Origin of the sequence: Methanomethylovorans sp. PtaU1.Bin093, assembly GCF_002067275.1 — an archaeon.
Lineage (GTDB): Archaea > Halobacteriota > Methanosarcinia > Methanosarcinales > Methanosarcinaceae > Methanomethylovorans.
This window is the reverse complement of the sequence record NZ_MVQX01000048.1, coordinates 77,177-95,954: the sequence shown is the minus strand read 5'-3', so window position 1 is coordinate 95,954 and position 18,778 is coordinate 77,177. Positions and strand designations below refer to the sequence as shown.

Genomic DNA, 18,778 nt, shown 5'->3' with positions numbered 1-18,778 from the left:
GGAATAACCTTGGCGGTTCCCTCGAATAAAGTGGGTAGTGCTGCATAAAGTAAAAATGAAAAGATAAAACCGAATGTAATGACAGGTATAGCGATCTTTTTCATGTAAGCTGTTGGTTCCACACCCATACAATGGAATGCCTTACTGTACATCACATACACCTTTATACTGAGAAAGGTAATCCTTCAACACCATGTTTGTAGAAATTGACTATGACCTCCAGCACCTCATAATATTCCTCTATGCCCCTGGAACGCATTTCGTTCAATATCCTGGCACGTAGGAACAGGTCCTGATAGATCTTACGTTTGTCATCGTAGCCTAATTTTGTAGCTATCTTGTTTTCAAGGATGTAACTGTTATTAAGTCCACGGAAGATATGTTTATCATTCTCGGGGTCCCACTGGAAAACAGCCCTTGTGACCACACCACCTGCTTCTTCATAATAGCCTTCGATCTCCTCTATAGCAAGGCAACGCCTGAGGAACTTACCTTTCCTGTACACTGCAGAGAGGATCATGGCAATGTTCAGGTTATCGATGAAGGTCACAGGCACGTTAATAGGATCACCTGTAAGACGCTGTATCATCTTGGTAACTGCTGATGCGTGGAAAGTTGCCATTACAGGATGGCCTGTCTGCATGCCCTGGAAAGCTACTGCTCCTTCCACGCCTCGTATCTCACCCACTATGATATAGTTCGGCCTTGAACGCAATGCAGCTTTCAGCAGTACGAAAGTGTCTACCCTTGAGTCCACCGGCCCATCCTCACGTGTGATCAGCTGCTGCCATACAGGTTGTGGAGGTTGCACTTCTGCCGTGTCCTCTGCAGTGTATATTTTGGATTTTGGATTGACAAAGCACAGACATGCGTTCAGCATTGTGGTCTTACCACTTGCTGTTTCACCACTGAAGAAAACACTCTGACCGTTCTCCAGACAGATCCACATGTAAGCTGCCATCTCGGCACTGAGGGCACCCCATTTGATAAGCTGCACTACGCTCACAGGGACCTCCATGAACTTACGCATTGTGAAACTACTACCTCTGCGGCTGATATCAGGACTGTATATGATGTTGATACGTGAGCCATCGGGCAGGGCACCATCAGCTATCGGGCGGGCATCACTTACAGGACGGCCTATACGTTCACTCATACTGCGCAGCCAGCTATCAAGCCCTGCATCATCTCCAAAAGTGATATCCGTCTGAAGCATTCCGAAGATCTTGTGGACAATGTACACACCACTTACACCTATACTGTGGATATCCTCAAGATAAGGGTCCCTGATAATAGGCTCTATGGGACCTGAACCAATGATATTCCTTTCTATGTAGTACAGTATCTTATTGTACTCCTGCTGACTCACTGGCACTTTTTTCTTCACAGGAATCAGTTTTTGTATGACACCTGCTGCTTTAGTGTCATCTTCGATGTCCTCTCCTGCACCCACGTCCACTGAACTGTTCAATAGTTTAGTGATCAGTTCTTTTAGATCTGCCTCAGATTGTGGTATGGACTCCTTTGCAGATTTTTCAAGGATGAGGCTCATGATTGTGTCATACTTCTTCTTTTCCTTCTCCGATAGGCCAGGTTCTATGGTATAGTATTTGATCTCACCCATTTCAGGAGTACCATAGATATGGATGAAGATAGGGTCCCCCACAGGAAGGATGATATTGACATTATCAATTTCAATGTCCTTTGATAAGCTTACAAGGAACTGGGGTTCTGCATCTGAACCTTTTTCTTTCTTGAATTTCTCTATATACTCACCAAGATGAGGATTCCTTTGTATGGCTTTCTGGAAATCAGCATCCATTCACATAACCTCCTGTATCATGAAACAGAAGCTATCTCCACTACCAGACCAACCTTGGGTTCGATCCTGAAACCTATCATCTGGCCCACCGGACCTTTAGCACCGGTGAACTTATTGACAACTACGGTTCTCTTGACCTCATTCGCCATGGGCCTTGACTTCAGCGTGATATATATATCGCAACTTGACCTGAACATAGAAGTTATTTCTTCGCTGAGCTGGCTGGGTTCTATTGTGAGAATGATCACTTTGCCAATACCATTGAGTTTCTTAAAGAAGGAGATGAGGTCCAGGCTTTTTTCAATATTTGCACTGTATTTGATAAGGGATGATATTGTATCTATTATGATCACATCTTTATCGAAAAGCTCTTCTGCACTCATTAGTCTTTCAACAAAGTCCAGACGGGATTTTGCAGCCTGAACAAGAGGAATGACAGGTATGTAAAGCAGGGTGCCGTTCAGAAGATAAGGAGCAATGGGATAGTCAAGAGAATACATCTGATTTATAAAACCCTTGGTAGTAAGCTGTGTAGAGACCAGAGTTACACTGGTCTTGTTCTCTATGAACCCATATGTCAGACGCTGGGTGATGGTACTTTTTCCCCCGCCGCTACCGCCTTCTATTACTACAAAGGAACCGGATGGAAAACCTCCTCCCAGTTTATCATTGAACTCATCCCTGGAAATACTAAAAGGATAAACGTCTGCCAAATGTATACCTCACGTTCGTGTTATAAAGCTCATCGACCCGGACTTTCCATTCTCAGCAGTTATCTGAACACGGTGATCACCATGACTGAGAGCTGATGACATCGTTACGTTGACGACCAGTACATCTCCCGGACGCCATACCACATCTCCGTCCATTACACTGCTTTGGACATCAGAAGGCTCTATGAGCATTCCATCGACCAGGATGGTAATGAACTCAGTATTAAGTTCAGAAACCCCCGTATTCTTTGCATAGAAAGTGTAGCGTTTCTCGTAACTGTTGTAAGGTACGATCTCGGGGTCATTTATTATCGTAATATCTGTGCGGATCTGATCGGATAGAACTTTGTTTCCTACATAAGTGGCTCCCGTAAGTGACTGAACATTTACGGAAAGTACAGCAACAACACCCATCGCTATGATAACAGCTGCTATGAAGAATATCATGTGGGTAATAGCAGTTTCGCCTGCCCTGTCTGCAAAGAACTTACTGAATTGTCCTGTACTGAACACTGTTCTGTCAACCTCAGGATGATGAAACATATTGGATAATAATATATTATTATTAGTATATATTAATTCCTAGAAATCTGGGCTTAAATGTTATACGAATAATAATCACAAATCCCGTTCTCAGTAACTACTTTCAGCCTATGGTCACCAAAACCTGATAGATCGTAGATGTTTAAGGCGACAGAGGTTTGTGGAGTCCATGTGGTGGTAGCATTTGCTGCAAGTGAATAAGGCTTATAGACACCATCAACGAGTACCTCTAGTTCATCCGACCTCAAAGTTTCACTGCCCGTATTGAGAACCTCCAGGGACAGCTGGTAAGTCGAATTGTGGATAATAGCACTTGAACCAATGATCTGCACATCGGTATGCAATTTCTTATTAATAAGGGAATAATGCTCATCAGCAGAAGACGATAGCAAGTCATTGGAAGAACTGATAGTGGTATATGACATTGTGGCCATGATCATTACAGATACAAAGAAAATGGTCAATACAACGGATGTCTCAAAGCCCGTATAATTCCTCCAGTCCGTGCTTTACCTTTGACATCTCCCGATCAACACTGCTCAGCATGTTCTTGTCTATCTTGCGGCCACATAACCGTTCTATAAAAAGCAAGGATTTAGTGTGGTCTTCCGGGAGAAGGCGCCATGTTGGCTTCTCTACATAATAGTCGATCCCTCTTGCATAGGCCATTATATCGGACCGGACATTATCGCTTATCCAGCCGATATCAACATAATAGTCAAGGGCATCCATCAAATTGTTCCTTCCTACCCTTTCCATAAGGAACTCTATCCAGTTAAGGAGGACAACGACACTTGTTGGGTCCTTGCGTATGGCATCCAATCTTACCAGAGGGTTCTTCTCCTGAGGTTTCTCCAGATCATTTGATTCTTCTGAGGGAATATCCTGAGATACGGATGTAGAAACCTGATCTTTTAGCTTTTTAGCCCCATTTTTCTCTATATATTCAACTCTCAGAGAGATCTTACTTATCGTTTCTGAGAGCTCAAGAATGTTATTGTCCACCAGAGCATTTTTTTCACTTATCTCCTTTGTCTGTTCAGAAAGATCATTGATGCTTTCATGCATCATAGCCATTGCATCTGCAAAAGCATCGAACTTTGTTTCCATATCCTTTATCTTTTCACTAACCGAGTCTATAGCTCCTGAAGAACTTATGCGCTGCGGGAAAGAATCTAGATCGTTCTTCAGCATCACAAGCATATTACCTAGTTCATTGATCCTTTTTTCAGTCTTGTCGAACCTTTCCAGTGTTGCCCTCCCTCCGGCATCATCACCTACAAAAGGGTTCACCTGGTTAGAAACGATCTCGTATAAAGATAGCAATTCGAGGATGTTCTTATCCATCTTTGCCACTGTTTTGCTTACTTCTTCATTCTCCTTCTGCACCATTGAGAGGCTAACTTCCGCTTTTGCGATCTTACCCTCTATTTCCTTTATTTTCTTATTATTAGCTTCCAGTGCCGCAGCATCAACAGATGGCTTCTCTGCAGGAGTTTGCATCCCTGGAGGAAAACCACCAAGTGGACCAGACTGACCGGGTTTTTGAGGAAAGGAAATACCCGGAGGCATTCCAGGAGGGGAAATACCACTCTGGGAATGAGGCATCCCTGCTGTAAGATCAGGTACTAGGCCAAGACCAGGAGGAGCATTGGAAAACGGGTCAGAGTTACCACTGAATGGAGAATTGGTCGATTTGTTTTTTCCTCCTTTTTTCAGAAGAGAACTTATGTTCTTGATCTTGTCGCCAAGCCCTGCCATCTTAGACCTTTAGGATTTGCTTGAATTCCATATTGTAACATGTATTCAGACTACTATGGTGCTGATATGTATGTCCCCAATATTATATAATTATATTCCAAGTAAAAGTACATTAAGCAGTTCTTTGCAGACGGATCGGTTTAAATGTATTAAGACCCTTAATGATTTGATCCAGGTGACACGAAAAAAGAATTTTGAAAAGCAATTATTTTCTGGCAAAGATGGCCTGCGCTTTGCAACACCGTGGCCAGTGGCTGCATATAGGGCAAAAAGACTTAAATGCTCCAGTCTTGCGGACATAAGCTGTGGAATTGGAGGACAAACAGTATATTTTGCAAGAGAGTGTGAAATTGTATATGCCATTGAGATCGATCCTGCTAAAATTGAGCTTGCCAGAAAGAACTGCAGGCTGTTTGGCTTGGACAATGTGGAATTCATCTGCGGGGATGCGCTCTCAGAGGATGTGCTTGAACAGATACCTGCAGTGGATGTTGTATTCTCTGATCCTGCAAGAGCTGCAACAGAAGAAAAGCGTGACATATATAATCTGACCCCACACATACCTGACGTACTGACAGCATATTCCGGAAAGACAAGTAACTTTGTTTTTGAGGCACCTCCTCAATTGCCCCCTGACAGAATAAATTTTGATTGTGAACTTGAATACCTTTCCCTGGATGGAGAACTTAATCGGCTGGATCTGTATTTTGGAAGGCTTAAGACCTGCAGCAGATCTGCACTTTCCTTGCCTGGTCCAATAAAGCTGTGTGGAAAAACCGGCCATGTTGAAGAGATCGAGATGGTTGATGTAAAAAAACCCGGAAGATACCTGTATGAGCCCGACCCATCCGTAGTAAAAGCTGAGTTGCTGCCTGAACTCATGACAGAACTAAAAGAAGGAACATCTATCTTTCGAATGGACAACAAACGTTTGATGCTGACCTCAAATAATCTTGTGGACCATCCCATGATAAAGAATACCTATAGAATGGTCTTTAGTGCCGGATTCGTACCTGAGACCATAAACAGTGAGCTTAAAGAACGAGGATATGGTGAGGTATTACTGCGAGCAGAGGTAGATCCCGCTATGTATTGGGATATTCGCAAGGAACTGGAAAGGGACCTGAAAGGAGAAAGGAAGGCAATTCTTTTTGCCAGGGAAAAAATAGCTTATATCTGCGAGAAGATCCAGTAATTCGGACTTAATTCATTTAGTCTGATTTTAAGAACAAAACTGATGGATATCATATACATACCCGTCTTCCTGGAAGGAAATTCTCAGTATACTGGTATTTATTCCAGTAAATGAGTGTTGCGCATGTTTCCATAAGCGCACCTTCTGACTTTAATTATTAGTACATAAGAGAGAAGAGTTCTGACATTTTCATCGATTTATTTAGTAGTAACTAAAATTTGCCTTTATCACTCTTCTTCAGTCCAACCAAATCGACGCATTACCATCCTGATCCTGGCATTGACCTCACGCTTATCAAAAGGTTTGGCAATGTAATCATCAATTCCCAGTTCCATGCCTCGTACCTTGTCTTCTACAGCGGTCTTTGCAGAGATCATTATCACAGGGATATTAGCGGATGTTGCACTTTGCTTGAGATGTTCCACGACTTCGTATCCGTCCATATCAGGCATCATTATGTCAAGGAGGATCAGGTCAGGGCGCTCCCTCAACGTGGCTTCGATGGCTTGCTGCCCATTATATGCCACAACAAAATCATAGGGCTGATTTGAAAGCGACAGCTGCAGAAGATCGGGTATGTCCGGTTCATCATCTACAATGAGGATCTTGAGACGACCTCTCATTAACTTCTTCTGTATATATTCAAAGGATAATTTTCCATCTTCAACATGGAACCTTGCATCCAGAGTCTTCATTCCGATCTCTGCATGGATCTCACCTATGTTCGTAAGTTCCACGATTATCTCAAAGAAAGATTTGATAAAAGCTTCTGATTCATCTTTAAGAGTGTCCTTTCCTAATATGGCAACAATAGAACCATTCTTCTCGGAGACTTTTGTGCGGACGAAATTGATGAAACTTTCCACCACCTGCATATTATCTGTGCCCAACACGGTCATGCTATCGATCACTAGAAGAGAACCTGGGAATTTATCAAATAGCTGCACCACATGAGAAGCTATCTTAGTGTGATCAGACGGGGAAGAGAAATAGAGAACACCTTCGGACGGTTCTTTACCCGGTGGAAGCAAGTCTATGAACATTATACGTTCTCTATCAATATCGTATTGGTATTCCTGAAATGTTCCTATAACTTTATTCCAGGGGGTTTTCAGACAAAGCCAGACCACTTTTTGTTGGGGATCGCTTTGCAGCAGATCATACACATAAAAATAAACAATACGTCCTACAGCAACATCTACGGGAGCCAAGAAAAGAACAGATTTTGACCTCAGGCCCTCTCTTAAAGCATAAATAATGTCGTGTGTTTCGTCCGCATTCATCATATTAACCTTGTCTAATAATAGTAAATATTTGTTTCGTTCTCATATTAAACTTTGGTATCCTGCTCTATTACACAATATAATAAAAGCATTAAAAATATAAACTATGAATACAATAAGAAGTATACTTTCCAGTGAATGCTGGGATTTCGGGCAAAACAATATTGAAGATATGATCAGCGATCCTGTATGGACCCTGATTCTAATAAGTAGTGAATTGCGTATCATAAATGTTCGGCAAGAATTGTAGGTTGGCATCTTCCGAATTATGTGCATTGATATTGGGAAAGCGGTTATTGGTACTGGTCAGTGTAACTTTTTTAATGGGAATTCTAGTTGCTGTCTCTTATACCATCCAAAAGTATTTCACTGAAATGCAAACGAAAGAATCTTTAGCCCTCACGACTCCTGTGATAATTGCTGTTTCATTGATGGCATCCACCATGATCATATTTTCCCTTCCACAGACCAAGGTGCTAAAAAAAGGGTCTCATGAGCTAGATGAAGGTAATATCAATTACCTCTTTGATGTGGAGAACAGCATAGCAAGTGGGGTTTCGGTTACTTGCGTCCAATTTGGAACATATATGCAAAAACTCGTTAGCGAGATAGAGAAAAAATCCAGAAAGGTATTTGAACCCCGAAACTATCTGAACTTAATAACAATTGCAACCCACGATGCCATTTTTGTAACCGATGACCTAGGTAAGATAGAATACGTGAACGAAAGTTTTGTGGATCTTTCCGGATTTATGGAAGATGAGATAGTTGGAAGGCATATGAACACTTTTTTCTCTTCACATGAAGATTGCTTGTTCCAGATGGGACAGAATAATACACAAAATTGTGAAAATAAACAGTTAGATACCAACCTGCTCTTAAAAACGGGAACTATGAAGCATGTTTCAATAAGATATGGACATGTGGAACTCTATTCTAAGAAAAAACTTGTTTGTGTGATAAAAAATACCCCAGAGGTACAAAAAATTGATGAGATAAAAAACAACATCGTTTCTAATATATCACATGAACTGCGCACACCTTTGACCATAGTAAAAGGGTTCATAGAAATAGCATCAGAAGAGGAGAACAGAGAAAAGCGTAACAAATACCTTCAGAAATCCCTGGAGGCCTTAAAAAGACAAGAATGGATGATAGAAGACCTTTTAGAAGTCGCTATGAATGAAGAAGACATTAAATCGAGAGTATATGATTGCGTACATTTACACGATGTTGTGGAGAAAGCTGTAGAGAAAGTGATATCAAAGGCCCGGGAAGCTGACATCGAGATCAAGAATATGATCAAACGTGGAACGTGTGTAAAAGCTGACCCGGATAAACTTTGTTATGCGATGACCAAGCTTCTGGACAATGCAATTAAATTCAATCATCCTGGAGAGGATGTGATCATAGAAGCAGCATCTTCTGAAGAGCTCATAACTGTAAAGGTGATGGATAGCGGTATAGGAATAGCACCTGAAGACCTGGAAAGAGTATTTGATCACTTCTACCAGAGAGATGCCAGCAGTAGGAGAAGATATGGAGGAAATGGTCTTGGCCTCACCGTTGCCAAGCGTATCATTGAACATCATGGAGGGAAGATCTGGGTGGAGAGCGAGAAGAACAAAGGAAGCACTTTTTTCTTTACCTTACATGGGTTTACCAGAAAAACCGTGTAACATTACCGACATGAGACTTCTGCAGAAAAAAGGTGATAGAAGAAACCTATCACCGTGTAAGAGTTCCAATTTTAAACTTTGAGAGAATCCTTTACCATAGAGATGCCTTTTTCCATGGCATCGCCGGCTTTTGCGAAGTCAGTACCGCCACCGCGAGCCATGTCCGGCCTCCCTCCGCCACCGCCTCCTACTATCCTGGACATTTCACGTACAACCTTGCCGGAGTCTGCTCCTTTTGCAATGGCTCTTTTACCCGCGGCTGCAACGATCTTAACGCCCTCGAAATCACTGATGAGGAGAACCATAACGTCATCATCCTGAGTTAGCTCACCGGCTATCTTGACCAGTTCATCGGTATCAGCGTGATCCACATGCTGTGCAACAAGCCTCAAACCACTAACATCCTGGGCCTGACCGAGCATCTTTACCACACGCAACTGGGCCATCTCTTCCTTTAGCCTTTCATTCTCTTTTTTGAACTCTTTCCATTCGCTGAAGAAACGGTCGATAGTCACAGGAAGCTGCTCCGGAAGCACCCGTAGGGCTTCAGAGGCGGTCGTCAGATAATAATCCGTTTCCTGAATGGCCCTCACAGCTGCCATACCTGCAGCATACTCAATACGTTCCACACCATCCTGGATGCGCTCTGTCTTCAGTACTTTAATGGGCCCTACAAGACCAGTGTTACTACAATGGGTACCTGCACATGCTTCTATATCATCAGCTACTTTCAGCACGCGGATCATATTCCCTTTGGGAACACCTCCCTGATAAAGGCCGAAGCCATACTTTTGTTCAGCCTGGTTCCGTTCCATCCATTCGGCAGTAACCCTCTGGTTATCCATGACAGTCTTATTTGCAAGAAGCTCGATCTGGTTAAGCTGTTCTTTTGTGATACGCTTGTAGTGTGTAATATCAAGACGGGCCCTGGTTTCTGTTTTCTGGGCACCTGCCTGCCAGATATGATCACCAAGTACCTTTCTCGCAGCATCGTTGACGATATGGGTGGCTGTGTGATGGCATGCATGCGCCATGCGGCGATCCTTATTAACATGGCCTGTCACAAAATCACCCTTGCGCAGATGCAGTTCATTCTCCATAGCGTCTATCCGGTGAACTACCACACCTTTTACGATCTGGACATCAACTACGTTCAGCACCACATCTTCAAGTACAAAGGTACCGTGATCTGCAGGCTGCCCACCGCCCTCAGGATAGAAAAGAGTGCTGTCACATACAATATAATTGTCGAAAAGATCAAGGACAACAGCCTCGAAATCCATCCTGTTGGGTTCATCATAGAATAACTTCTTGGTAGGAGGAAGACGGGAGATGCGTTCAGCATAAGGGAATACCTTTTCTTCTTTCTCCTCTGCCTTGCTATGTCTTCCTGCCACAAGGGAATAGAAATTATCCGGAAGGTCTACTGTGACACCTTCTTCTGAAGCGACATCTTTTGATATTTCAGGTGGGATGCCATGGGTATCATACATCTCGATGATCTTCTCCAGAGGCATTTTCTCCCCGGTCTGCCTGTAGTGCTTGGCAGACTTACTGATCATTCTCCTGCCACGCTCCAAGGTTTCCTGGAACTTGATCTCCTCATGATGAAGGATATCTTCTATCACCTCGAACCTTTCAGCGAATTCCGGATATTCCGGCAGGTTCTTGATATGCATTTGCACGATCTCACTGAGAGGGATAGCAATATTGAGATCCTTCATCATACGAAGTGTTCTTCTAAGCACCAGTCTAGCCAGGTACCCTGCCTTTACATTGGAAGGGATTATACCATCGCCAAGCATAAAAGTAAGGCATCTGCTGTGGTCAGTGATAGCATATACGGTTTCCACGGGTTCCATTATGGCTGCAAGCTTTTCAGCCGTGGTCCCTATACTGGAAGCCACTTGCCTGCGTAGTTCCATCAGGTTTGCTTTTTCACTTACATCCATAAGCCCTGCAAGCCTTGCATTCTGGGCAAGTATATTGGCATATTCAGGGTTCTCAAGCTCATGTTCTATACCAGCGAGGTTCATGAGTTCTTTTACGATATTGGGGAAAACAGCATCATAGATAGTGGGAGAGCCTTTAGAGGCCCAGACGAAACGTTCAAGACCATAGCCTGTGTCCACAATATAATTGTCCATCTTGCGGTACATCTCACCTTTTATTTCGATGGGACCATCTTTTACCTGTTCCAGATCCATGAACACAAGGGTGGCAACTTCCAGCCCGCCTACAAGAGTTTCCACACATGGGCCAGCATTTCCACCTCCTGCCCACGGCTCTTCCTTATAAGTAACTGCCATGGGGTCCACTCCCAGAGAATTCAACAGTTCATCACAAAGTCCCACTGTCCTGTCCTTCCAATATATTTCAGCATTCGGCTTGTTGAATGCATGATGAGCCATCATCTCGAAGGTTGTAAGATGACGGCCACTCCTGCCTACCGCATCCAGATCAGAAAGCCTGATACATGGCTGAGATATAGTAAGAGGATTATATGGAGGAGCAACCTCACCGGATGTAACGAATGGCTGGAAATCAGCAATAGATGCGATTGTAAGGTATATATCATCCCTCCAGCGAGCCACCACAGGATATCTGCTCATTCTGGTATGATCTCTTTCCTCAAAGAAATTCAGGTAATATTCCCTCATTTCTGCCAGATCGAAACTCTTTTTGAACACAGGGTTGCCTATAAAAGAATAAGGGTCACAAGGTGCATCACCACATGTGGCCCTTTCAAGGTCCCGGGTCCAGAAGAACTTGCCACATTTAGGACACTGTTTCCTGACAAAACCGTTATCCTTGAAAAAATCAAGCTGATATTCATCTTCAAGCATAATAATACCATCTGATAATTGAAACGCGTTTTTACCATATCACCTATCTTTCAAGGCTTAAAAACATTTCTTATGGATATCTATATGTAGGACTGAAAGATCGTATGTGAAACAAGTCGGACCACTGCAAAAATAGTGATCAGTAGCTTATTTTTGAACATATAAGAGAGAATCATGAACATAATATGCAAAATAAGGCCATCATACTTAAATGCGTGAACACATGTATCTCAGTGTAGTGATGGCCGATGGAAGCAAAGAGATACATGTCACTGGTTTTTAGAGGGATAGTTGAAGAATATGACAATGCCGGCGTAAGACCTTCCGTATTTATGGATGGCGACGGAAGTTTACATATCTACCTGTGTGACTGCATTATTCCAGATGAAGAAGAGAATTATGGTTCTGAAGTGGATTTCTCCTATCAGGTCAACGGTGGACAGTTCGTTGAAACCGTATGCACACCAAAGAGCATAGAACCCATAAGAACTAAAACCGTCATGGAAGAAGACTGGTCTGAATAAAGGTACTCATAAAAAGCCAATGAATAAATCGCATTGGCAAATGATGTTGACACATCACTGCAAATACCTTCTGATCTGCGATGTGAAAAAATGGATTATAGAAAATTTACCCGTGTACTTAAAAACGCCAAACAGGTTTATCGGGAAGACTACGTCAAAAAACTTTTTAAGTCTGCACACTATGATATTGGGCTTTTTGAAGAGCAGCTAAGTGAGTTCAATGGGAGCCTGACATATGGGGAGAACAGGAAAGCTAAAGAATATATGGACAGGACCATTATTGCCCAGGTGCTTGACGATGCATCACTGCTGCTGGAGATCATAAGTAATAACCCAAAGATCCCCACTGAACAAAACCAGGAAATAGAAGCCATCATCGGCAGGCTGGAAGAGATGCGTGATGAGATAGAAGTTCTTGAAGAAGTAAAAATGATGGCCCAGATGCAGGAAAAGGAAGAGGACCAGGAACCTGAAAGAGGACATCGAAGAATGTATGTAAATGTGTGAAGCGCATGATCTGAACACCTTTTACTAAAGCAAACTGTTTTTGCCAGTTCCCATGGATTAATTTTAAGGCAAGGTCTGACAAAGATGGACCTATGCCAAAGATATTGCTTACGAACGATGATGGTGTATACTCTGCAGGTATCCGCGCAGCATACCGAAGTGTACAGGATATAGGAGAAGTGACTGTATGTGCACCTTCCATGCAGCAGAGTGGAGTGGGAAGATCGATCTCCATTTTTGAGCCTTTGAGGATAAATCAGGCCACGATCAATGAGATGAATGTGTATGCCGTTGGCGGGACCCCCACTGATGCAGTAATACTTGGAATATTCGCTGTGATGAAAGAAATGCCCGATCTCATTTTATCAGGATTCAATATTGGCGAGAACATCAGCACCGATACGATCACCACATCCGGAACTATAGGTGCTGCCCTTGAGGGAGCCAGTTATGGGATACCTGCAATTGCGGTTTCGATACAGGCGAAGGAAGAAAAGGATAAATTCGATGATAACTGGGAATATGACCACGATTTTGAAGTAGCAGTAAAGATCGTGAACAGAATAGCAAAAAATGTAATAAAATTCGGATTGCCTGAGCATGTAGACATGCTAAATGTAAACATCCCTCATCAGGTAGAAGATAATACTGAAATAGAGATTACGCGACTTGCCAGAAAGGTATTCAGAACAGCTGTGGAAGAAAGACATGACCCCAGAGGCAAGCCCTATTATTGGATAGCAGGAGATCTGATAATGGAAGAGGAAAAAGGTACCGATGTACATGCCGTTTCGCAGAAAGGACATGTGTCTGTAACTCCCATATCCCTGGATTCCACTTCACCCATTGACTTTTCAGAAATAGAACACCTGCTCTGAGCAGGCCTATCTTTTTATTTTCAACACTATCTCATTACAGTCGTCCCCCACATCTTTCAATGTGCCGACTGCACCGGTCACGGCACCTGCAAGGATCTTCTGTACAAAGTTATTGATCTCTATATCCTTTCCATCAACTGTTAATTTCACTTCCATGATCATATCTCCTTTTGTTTTCTGTAATATGGGATCCTTCTACTTATGGCAAGCCTGAAAAGATCGGGCATCTCCTTCACAGAGGCATGAGATACATCCACAAGACCATCATTTACAAGCAGGCAAGGACGAAGTTTTCCATCCGACGTTACACGCAGCCTGTTGCAGTTGGCACAGAACTCGGTGTTATCCACGGGTCTGACGAATTCAACTTCAGCACCATCGATAAGATATTTTTTTCTGTGATGCAATTCTCTTACCTGGACACATCCTGCCTTCAGTTCAAGTTCTTTTTCGATCTCGTCCACATCTGCATGGTAACAGGCCACATCCCTGAAATCCATAAGCTGGATAAGCTGCAATATCACTTCCCCTTGGAATCCCCTTACAAAGGAAAGCATAGCCTCGACCTCAGATTCATTGACATCTTTAAGCAGGACCATGTTCAGTTTCACTGGCGTAAGACCGACATCCACTGCAGCATGGATGCCCCCTATAACCTTCCTGAACACACCATCCTTACACTTGGTTATATGCCTATAGCTGCCCTCATTCAATGAATCGAGACTTATGTTCACCCTGTCAAGACCTGCATTCTTCAGAGATAGTGCACGCTCCTGGAGCAGAACACCATTTGTCGTCATAGACACATCCTTAAGAGGAGGTAATGAAACAAGTATGTCCTCCAGATCTTTACGCAACAGTGGCTCTCCACCTGATATTTTGAGCCTGTTGACCCCAAAATCAGCAGCAACGTGTACTATATTGGAAATAGTCTCCACTGACATCTCCCCTGTAGTGCCTGTACTACCTTCGTTATGGCAATAGATACAGTTCAGATTGCATCTGTCAGTAACAGACATCCTCAGGCTCTTTATGGTACGCCCATAAGAGTCCGTGAGGAATTCCGTTTTGTGTGGAGCGTTCATAAATGCATATATCCCTTTTAAAAGCCTTTGAGCGTTTTAAACGGACATAATGATATATATACGTTACATACACAGTAAAACACATGACAAAAGCGGTACTGATAGCGGGAACGAACAGCGGTGTTGGAAAAACCACGGCCTCTATGGGACTAATGGCTGCACTGGTCAAAAGAGGCATGCAGGTCCAGCCCTATAAGGTCGGCCCGGACTATATCGACCCATCCTACCATACAGCTATCTGTAAAAGAGCATCCCGTAACCTGGATACCTTCATGATGGAAGTGGAAGGTGTTAAAAGGGAAGTTGCCCGTACTTCCGGCGGTTCAGATATCTCGGTCATCGAAGGTGTGATGGGACTTTTTGACGGCATGGATTCCACTGAGGTTGCCAGTTCTGCACATGTAGCTAAATCCCTTGATGTACCCGTGATCCTGGTGGTAAACGTGCATGGGATGTCACGTAGTGCCGCAGCTATTGTAAAAGGTTATGCAGAGTTTGATCCGGGCGTGGAAGTTGCTGGTGTGATCCTGAACAAGGTAGGAAGTCCAAGACATGCAAAAATGATCCGGGATTGCATTCCTGACATACCCATTGTGGGAGCACTTCCGCGTAACAAGGATATAAGCGTGCCTTCCCGGCATCTGGGACTACACATGGCCTTTGAATGTGAGTTCGATACCAGTGAGCTTGCAGGGTTCATAGAAGAGAATGTGGATCTGGATGCCATTATAGGGCTGTCCAGGGAACCTAATACGTATGCCTACGAGGAAAAAGAAATACCAGAAACGGATCTGAAAATAGGAGTGGCTATGGATAAAGCATTCTGCTTCTATTATGCTGACATGTTCGATGAGTTCAGGAGAAACGGTGCGGAAGTTGTGTTCTTCAGTCCCATGGCAGGAGAATTACCAGATGTAGACGGCATGTACTTTGGCGGAGGTTATCCTGAACTCTATCCTTGCGAACTTGAAGCTTCTGCAACTACTAAAGCCTTAAAGGACCTTTCAGCAGATGGGATGCCCATATACGGGGAATGCGGAGGATTGCAGTATCTTTCCACCTCATATGAGATCGATGACATTACCTATAAGATGGCTGACCTCTTCCCGGCACGTACAGTGCTTACAAAGAAGCTCCAGGCCCTGGGATATACTGAAGGCTATGCACACGGAGCGTTCATAAAAGGACCAGTGCGGGGACATGAGTTCCATTATTCGGCTACCTATTGCGACAATGATGCCCGGCTTACATTTGAGATGAAACGCGGCAAAGGAATTAAAGACGGATGGGATGGCATTGTGGAGCACAATTCTCTGGCATGTTACCAGCACGCCCATCCTGTGAGCTTCCCTGTAAAGGCTTTTGTGGACATGTGCAGGGAATATAAGCGCAGTTGATATATGCAGATGACAACATCCAAGAGATTGAATCACACATGATTCCAAAGAGGTATATTCCATGAGAAAATGGAAACATGATATAGGATTGGAGAGCAGGATGCTCTTTACCATGTTCTTGCTGGGAGCTGTGTATCTGCTCTTCCTGGTATTCCTGGCTGCTAGTGGGGCAGATTCCATGTTCATACTCCTGTTCGCAGGAGTAATGATGTTCGTACAGTACTACTATTCTGACAAGATGGTATTGTGGACATCGGGAGCCAGAATTGTATCTGCAAGCGAGGAGCCTGAACTGCACGAGATCATCACAAGGCTGTGTGCGATCGCAGATATCCCGGTGCCGAGAATAGCTATCATGAATACTATGATGCCTAACGCTTTTGCTACCGGCAGGAACAAAAAGAACGCAGTTGTTGCTGTTACTACAGGACTTATGCGAAGCCTTGACCGTGAAGAGCTTGAAGCTGTGCTGGGACATGAACTGACCCACATAAAGAACAGGGACATGACCGTACTGACCATAGCCAGCTTCCTATCCACTGTTGCTTTCTTCATCGTAAGATACGCCCTGTACTTTGGTGGAGGCGGCAACAGGCGAGAAGGAAATGGAGGACTTATAGTAGTGTGGATAGTTTCCTTGATCGTGTGGGTGATAAGCTTCCTTCTCATACGCGCCCTTTCAAGGTACAGGGAATTCTCTGCGGACAGGGGTGCTGCAATTATAACCGGGAAGCCATCAAAGCTCGCATCCGCTCTTATGAAGATAAGCGGTACCATGCAGAGAGTGCCATCTGAGGACTTAAGGAAAGTTGAAGGCATGAACGCCTTTTTCATCATCCCTGCAATATCCGGCTCTTCCATCATGCAGCTCCTATCCACACACCCTTCCACAGAAAAGCGCTTAGCAGCACTTGAGAAATTAGAAAGGGAGCTGGAGTTCTGATGGGATTTCTTGACACGATACTTGGAAGGAGCAAGCTCCCAAAAGCAAAAACTGACAGATTGTTTGCCATTTCCACGGCAAGCATCACCCTTGAAACAAATCTGGGCATTAAGCCCTCCACTGTGGCAGGAATATGTTTCAAGCCTATTGAATCATCCCACTACGAAACAGCCCGCACAGAGATAGAGGATCTCTTAAGATACAGTTGTCAGGAAACCGGAACATCGTACAGGCTCAAAAAGGATGAATACAACTTTTTATGGGCCATCCTGGAAGACCCTGATTTTGAGGACATTGTCACTAACATACATCTTGTGAGCCAGACGATGATAGAGCATGGTTTCGGTGAACAGTTGCTATGTGCCATCTATAAGTTCCAGGGAAACAGCACCGTATACTGGATATATAATTTCAAGCAGGATAATTTTTATCCCTTCGTACCGAAAGGGAACAAAGATAGGGACAATGCCACGGAATTCAGGCTAAAGTCCCTGATGGAAAGAGAACTGCCCATACAAAAGGACGTAGAGAAATGGTATCCCTTGTGGGGAATACCATTTTAGTATATTTTAACTTCACTAAATTTTTCAGTCCTCAAAGATACCACTGCCTGTGAACACATCCTTTGCTTCTTCAAAGGTCATATCCTCAGGAGGCACTATGACATCTGATTCAACGATCTCTTCGGCACCCAGAACCTTTCCATTATGCTTGATCTTTGAGATAAGAGCTGCCAGATCTTGGTTATAAGCTTTCTCATCACCTTTGGTCACATGATCAACTATGCGGTTATCAATAGCGTTCAGCTCATCAAAAAGGCTGCTGGGCACCTTATATTGCCCCAGTCCCATTATCCGTATGATCATTTGCCTGCCTCCTGCTTGAGTTTTGCAAGCTCCGCATCGACAGTGCTCTGGGAACTTAGCTTTGCAAGTTCACGGTCTATGTCATCATGCCTGCCGGTCACATCTTCCAGCGTGCCCTGTTCAATGAGCTCATCTAGGGCTGCAGAACGTGCTTTCATCTGTTCGGTCTTGTTCTCGGCCCTCTCCATGGCAAGACCCACATCGGCCATTTCCTCGCTGATCCCTGAAATAGATTCGTTGATCTTGACCTGCGCTTCCGCAGAGGAATACTGTGCCTTGATGGTTTCCTTCTTTGTCCTGAAGATCTCGACCTTTGTGGACAGACGCTTCTCTGCAGCTACAAGCTTCTGCTGTTCCTGGTCTAACTCCGCTATCTGCTGGTCAAGCCCCTGAACCTGTGTCACAAGTGCTGCCTTGCGCTCAAGGGCAAGTCTTGCAAGGTCTTCCCTGTCGGCTTTGACAGCGTCCCTTGCCTGCTGGTCCAGCTTGTCTATGCTTTGCTGAAGCTTTGCTTTCTGTAACTCCAGACGTTTCTTCGATGTTGTGACCTCAGCCACACCTCTCTTTACATTTTGTAGAAGCTCAAGCTGTTTTTCATAAGAATAATCAAGAGTCTCCCGGGGATCCTCCATCTTATCTGCAATTTTATTCATTTTGGCTTTGATAACTGTGCTCATACGATTGAATAAGCCCATATTCTCCCTCCTGATCTCAGCTGAGATATTTGCCTTACTTT

19 protein-coding genes are annotated in these 18,778 nt (G+C 43.8%); 8 read left to right on the top strand and 11 right to left on the bottom strand.

Annotated features, from left to right (window positions below):
- Positions 1-163: 163 nt before the first annotated feature.
- The 5 genes from A4E24_RS05535 to A4E24_RS05515 are packed head-to-tail and all read right to left on the bottom strand — an operon-like array spanning position 164 to position 4,839.
- Entirely contained in the window at positions 164-1,822 is a 1,659-nt protein-coding gene (locus A4E24_RS05535) for a type II/IV secretion system ATPase subunit (protein WP_292352287.1), read from the bottom strand.
- Positions 1,823-1,839: 17 nt separating this feature from the next.
- The gene (locus tag A4E24_RS05530; protein WP_292352286.1) at positions 1,840-2,535 is read right to left on the bottom strand and encodes an ATPase domain-containing protein; all 696 of its coding nucleotides are present in this window, start codon (positions 2,533-2,535) and stop codon (positions 1,840-1,842) included.
- Between the two features lie 9 nt (positions 2,536-2,544).
- Positions 2,545-3,078 carry a flagellar protein G gene (locus A4E24_RS05525; RefSeq protein ID WP_292352285.1) on the bottom strand — a complete coding sequence of 178 codons (534 nt, stop codon included), beginning with the start codon at positions 3,076-3,078 and terminating at the stop codon, positions 2,545-2,547.
- Between the two features lie 53 nt (positions 3,079-3,131).
- Positions 3,132-3,542 carry a hypothetical protein gene (locus A4E24_RS05520; RefSeq protein WP_292352284.1) on the bottom strand — a complete coding sequence of 137 codons (411 nt, stop codon included), beginning with the start codon at positions 3,540-3,542 and terminating at the stop codon, positions 3,132-3,134.
- Positions 3,543-3,555: 13 nt separating this feature from the next.
- Positions 3,556-4,839, bottom strand: coding sequence for a FlaD/FlaE family flagellar protein (locus A4E24_RS05515; RefSeq protein WP_292352283.1), 1,284 nt, complete (start codon positions 4,837-4,839; stop codon positions 3,556-3,558).
- A 175-nt stretch (positions 4,840-5,014) separates the two neighbouring features.
- On the opposite strand from A4E24_RS05515, the gene A4E24_RS05510 reads away from it, so the two are divergent.
- Positions 5,015-6,034: a methyltransferase domain-containing protein gene (locus tag A4E24_RS05510; protein ID WP_292352282.1), complete on the top strand. Its 1,020-nt coding sequence runs from the start codon at positions 5,015-5,017 to the stop codon at positions 6,032-6,034.
- Between the two features lie 227 nt (positions 6,035-6,261).
- On the opposite strand, the gene A4E24_RS05505 is transcribed toward A4E24_RS05510, so the two are convergent.
- Entirely contained in the window at positions 6,262-7,320 is a 1,059-nt protein-coding gene (locus tag A4E24_RS05505; protein WP_292352281.1) for a response regulator transcription factor, read from the bottom strand.
- 371 nt (positions 7,321-7,691) lie between these two features.
- Between A4E24_RS05505 and A4E24_RS05500 the strand changes: the two genes are divergently transcribed.
- On the top strand, positions 7,692-8,996 hold the full coding sequence (locus A4E24_RS05500) for a PAS domain-containing sensor histidine kinase (protein ID WP_292352280.1): 1,305 nt from the start codon (positions 7,692-7,694) through the stop codon (positions 8,994-8,996).
- 71 nt (positions 8,997-9,067) lie between these two features.
- Here the strand turns inward: A4E24_RS05500 and alaS are convergent, their stop codons facing one another.
- Entirely contained in the window at positions 9,068-11,842 is a 2,775-nt protein-coding gene (alaS, locus tag A4E24_RS05495) for an alanine--tRNA ligase (protein ID WP_292352279.1), read from the bottom strand.
- 248 nt (positions 11,843-12,090) lie between these two features.
- On the opposite strand from alaS, the gene A4E24_RS05490 reads away from it, so the two are divergent.
- The 3 genes from A4E24_RS05490 to surE all read left to right on the top strand — a co-directional run bounded on the left by A4E24_RS05490 (position 12,091) and on the right by surE (position 13,751).
- A complete protein-coding gene (locus A4E24_RS05490; RefSeq protein ID WP_292352278.1) occupies positions 12,091-12,366 on the top strand; it encodes a hypothetical protein in 276 nt (91 codons plus the stop codon).
- 90 nt (positions 12,367-12,456) lie between these two features.
- Entirely contained in the window at positions 12,457-12,873 is a 417-nt protein-coding gene (locus A4E24_RS05485) for a hypothetical protein (protein ID WP_292352277.1), read from the top strand.
- A 92-nt stretch (positions 12,874-12,965) separates the two neighbouring features.
- Positions 12,966-13,751: a 5'/3'-nucleotidase SurE gene (gene surE, locus A4E24_RS05480; RefSeq protein WP_292352276.1), complete on the top strand. Its 786-nt coding sequence runs from the start codon at positions 12,966-12,968 to the stop codon at positions 13,749-13,751.
- Between the two features lie 6 nt (positions 13,752-13,757).
- Here surE and A4E24_RS05475 read toward each other — a convergent pair whose 3' ends face one another.
- Positions 13,758-13,907 (bottom strand): hypothetical protein, encoded by a 150-nt coding sequence (locus tag A4E24_RS05475; protein ID WP_292352275.1) that lies wholly within the window; start codon positions 13,905-13,907, stop codon positions 13,758-13,760.
- A 2-nt stretch (positions 13,908-13,909) separates the two neighbouring features.
- Positions 13,910-14,836, bottom strand: a complete 927-nt coding sequence (moaA, locus tag A4E24_RS05470; RefSeq protein WP_292352274.1) for a GTP 3',8-cyclase MoaA — start codon at positions 14,834-14,836, stop codon at positions 13,910-13,912.
- An 83-nt stretch (positions 14,837-14,919) separates the two neighbouring features.
- Between moaA and A4E24_RS05465 the strand changes: the two genes are divergently transcribed.
- The 3 genes from A4E24_RS05465 to A4E24_RS05455 all read left to right on the top strand — a co-directional run bounded on the left by A4E24_RS05465 (position 14,920) and on the right by A4E24_RS05455 (position 17,739).
- On the top strand, positions 14,920-16,233 hold the full coding sequence (locus A4E24_RS05465; RefSeq protein WP_292352273.1) for a cobyrinate a,c-diamide synthase: 1,314 nt from the start codon (positions 14,920-14,922) through the stop codon (positions 16,231-16,233).
- Positions 16,234-16,294: 61 nt separating this feature from the next.
- Positions 16,295-17,176: a zinc metalloprotease HtpX gene (gene htpX, locus A4E24_RS05460; RefSeq protein WP_292352272.1), complete on the top strand. Its 882-nt coding sequence runs from the start codon at positions 16,295-16,297 to the stop codon at positions 17,174-17,176.
- Positions 17,176-17,739 carry a hypothetical protein gene (locus A4E24_RS05455; RefSeq protein WP_292352271.1) on the top strand — a complete coding sequence of 188 codons (564 nt, stop codon included), beginning with the start codon at positions 17,176-17,178 and terminating at the stop codon, positions 17,737-17,739. Before htpX ends, A4E24_RS05455 begins: the two co-directional genes overlap by 1 nt.
- A 24-nt stretch (positions 17,740-17,763) precedes the next feature.
- Here A4E24_RS05455 and A4E24_RS05450 read toward each other — a convergent pair whose 3' ends face one another.
- Both A4E24_RS05450 and A4E24_RS05445 read right to left on the bottom strand, forming a co-directional pair.
- Positions 17,764-18,042, bottom strand: a complete 279-nt coding sequence (locus A4E24_RS05450; protein ID WP_292352270.1) for a hypothetical protein — start codon at positions 18,040-18,042, stop codon at positions 17,764-17,766.
- A complete protein-coding gene (locus A4E24_RS05445; RefSeq protein ID WP_292352269.1) occupies positions 18,039-18,737 on the bottom strand; it encodes a PspA/IM30 family protein in 699 nt (232 codons plus the stop codon). The genes A4E24_RS05450 and A4E24_RS05445 overlap by 4 nt, the downstream gene beginning before the upstream one ends.
- Positions 18,738-18,778 lie beyond the last annotated feature (41 nt).

Bases quoted from the DNA above. Each gene is read 5' to 3' on its own strand.
- A4E24_RS05525 (WP_292352285.1), bottom strand. From the start codon at position 3,078: ATGTTTCATCATCCTGAGGTTGACAGAACAGTGTTCAGTACAGGACAA.
- htpX (WP_292352272.1), top strand. From the start codon at position 16,295: ATGAGAAAATGGAAACATGATATAGGATTGGAGAGCAGGATGCTCTTT.
- A4E24_RS05475 (WP_292352275.1), bottom strand. From the start codon at position 13,907: ATGGAAGTGAAATTAACAGTTGATGGAAAGGATATAGAGATCAATAAC.
- moaA (WP_292352274.1), bottom strand. From the start codon at position 14,836: ATGAACGCTCCACACAAAACGGAATTCCTCACGGACTCTTATGGGCGT.
- A4E24_RS05465 (WP_292352273.1), top strand. From the start codon at position 14,920: ATGACAAAAGCGGTACTGATAGCGGGAACGAACAGCGGTGTTGGAAAA.
- surE (WP_292352276.1), top strand. From the start codon at position 12,966: ATGCCAAAGATATTGCTTACGAACGATGATGGTGTATACTCTGCAGGT.
- alaS (WP_292352279.1), bottom strand. From the start codon at position 11,842: ATGCTTGAAGATGAATATCAGCTTGATTTTTTCAAGGATAACGGTTTT.
- A4E24_RS05500 (WP_292352280.1), top strand. From the start codon at position 7,692: ATGCAAACGAAAGAATCTTTAGCCCTCACGACTCCTGTGATAATTGCT.
- A4E24_RS05535 (WP_292352287.1), bottom strand. From the start codon at position 1,822: ATGGATGCTGATTTCCAGAAAGCCATACAAAGGAATCCTCATCTTGGT.
- A4E24_RS05485 (WP_292352277.1), top strand. From the start codon at position 12,457: ATGGATTATAGAAAATTTACCCGTGTACTTAAAAACGCCAAACAGGTT.
- A4E24_RS05445 (WP_292352269.1), bottom strand. From the start codon at position 18,737: ATGGGCTTATTCAATCGTATGAGCACAGTTATCAAAGCCAAAATGAAT.
- A4E24_RS05505 (WP_292352281.1), bottom strand. From the start codon at position 7,320: ATGATGAATGCGGACGAAACACACGACATTATTTATGCTTTAAGAGAG.
- A4E24_RS05450 (WP_292352270.1), bottom strand. From the start codon at position 18,042: ATGATCATACGGATAATGGGACTGGGGCAATATAAGGTGCCCAGCAGC.
- A4E24_RS05490 (WP_292352278.1), top strand. From the start codon at position 12,091: ATGGAAGCAAAGAGATACATGTCACTGGTTTTTAGAGGGATAGTTGAA.
- A4E24_RS05515 (WP_292352283.1), bottom strand. From the start codon at position 4,839: ATGGCAGGGCTTGGCGACAAGATCAAGAACATAAGTTCTCTTCTGAAA.
- A4E24_RS05455 (WP_292352271.1), top strand. From the start codon at position 17,176: ATGGGATTTCTTGACACGATACTTGGAAGGAGCAAGCTCCCAAAAGCA.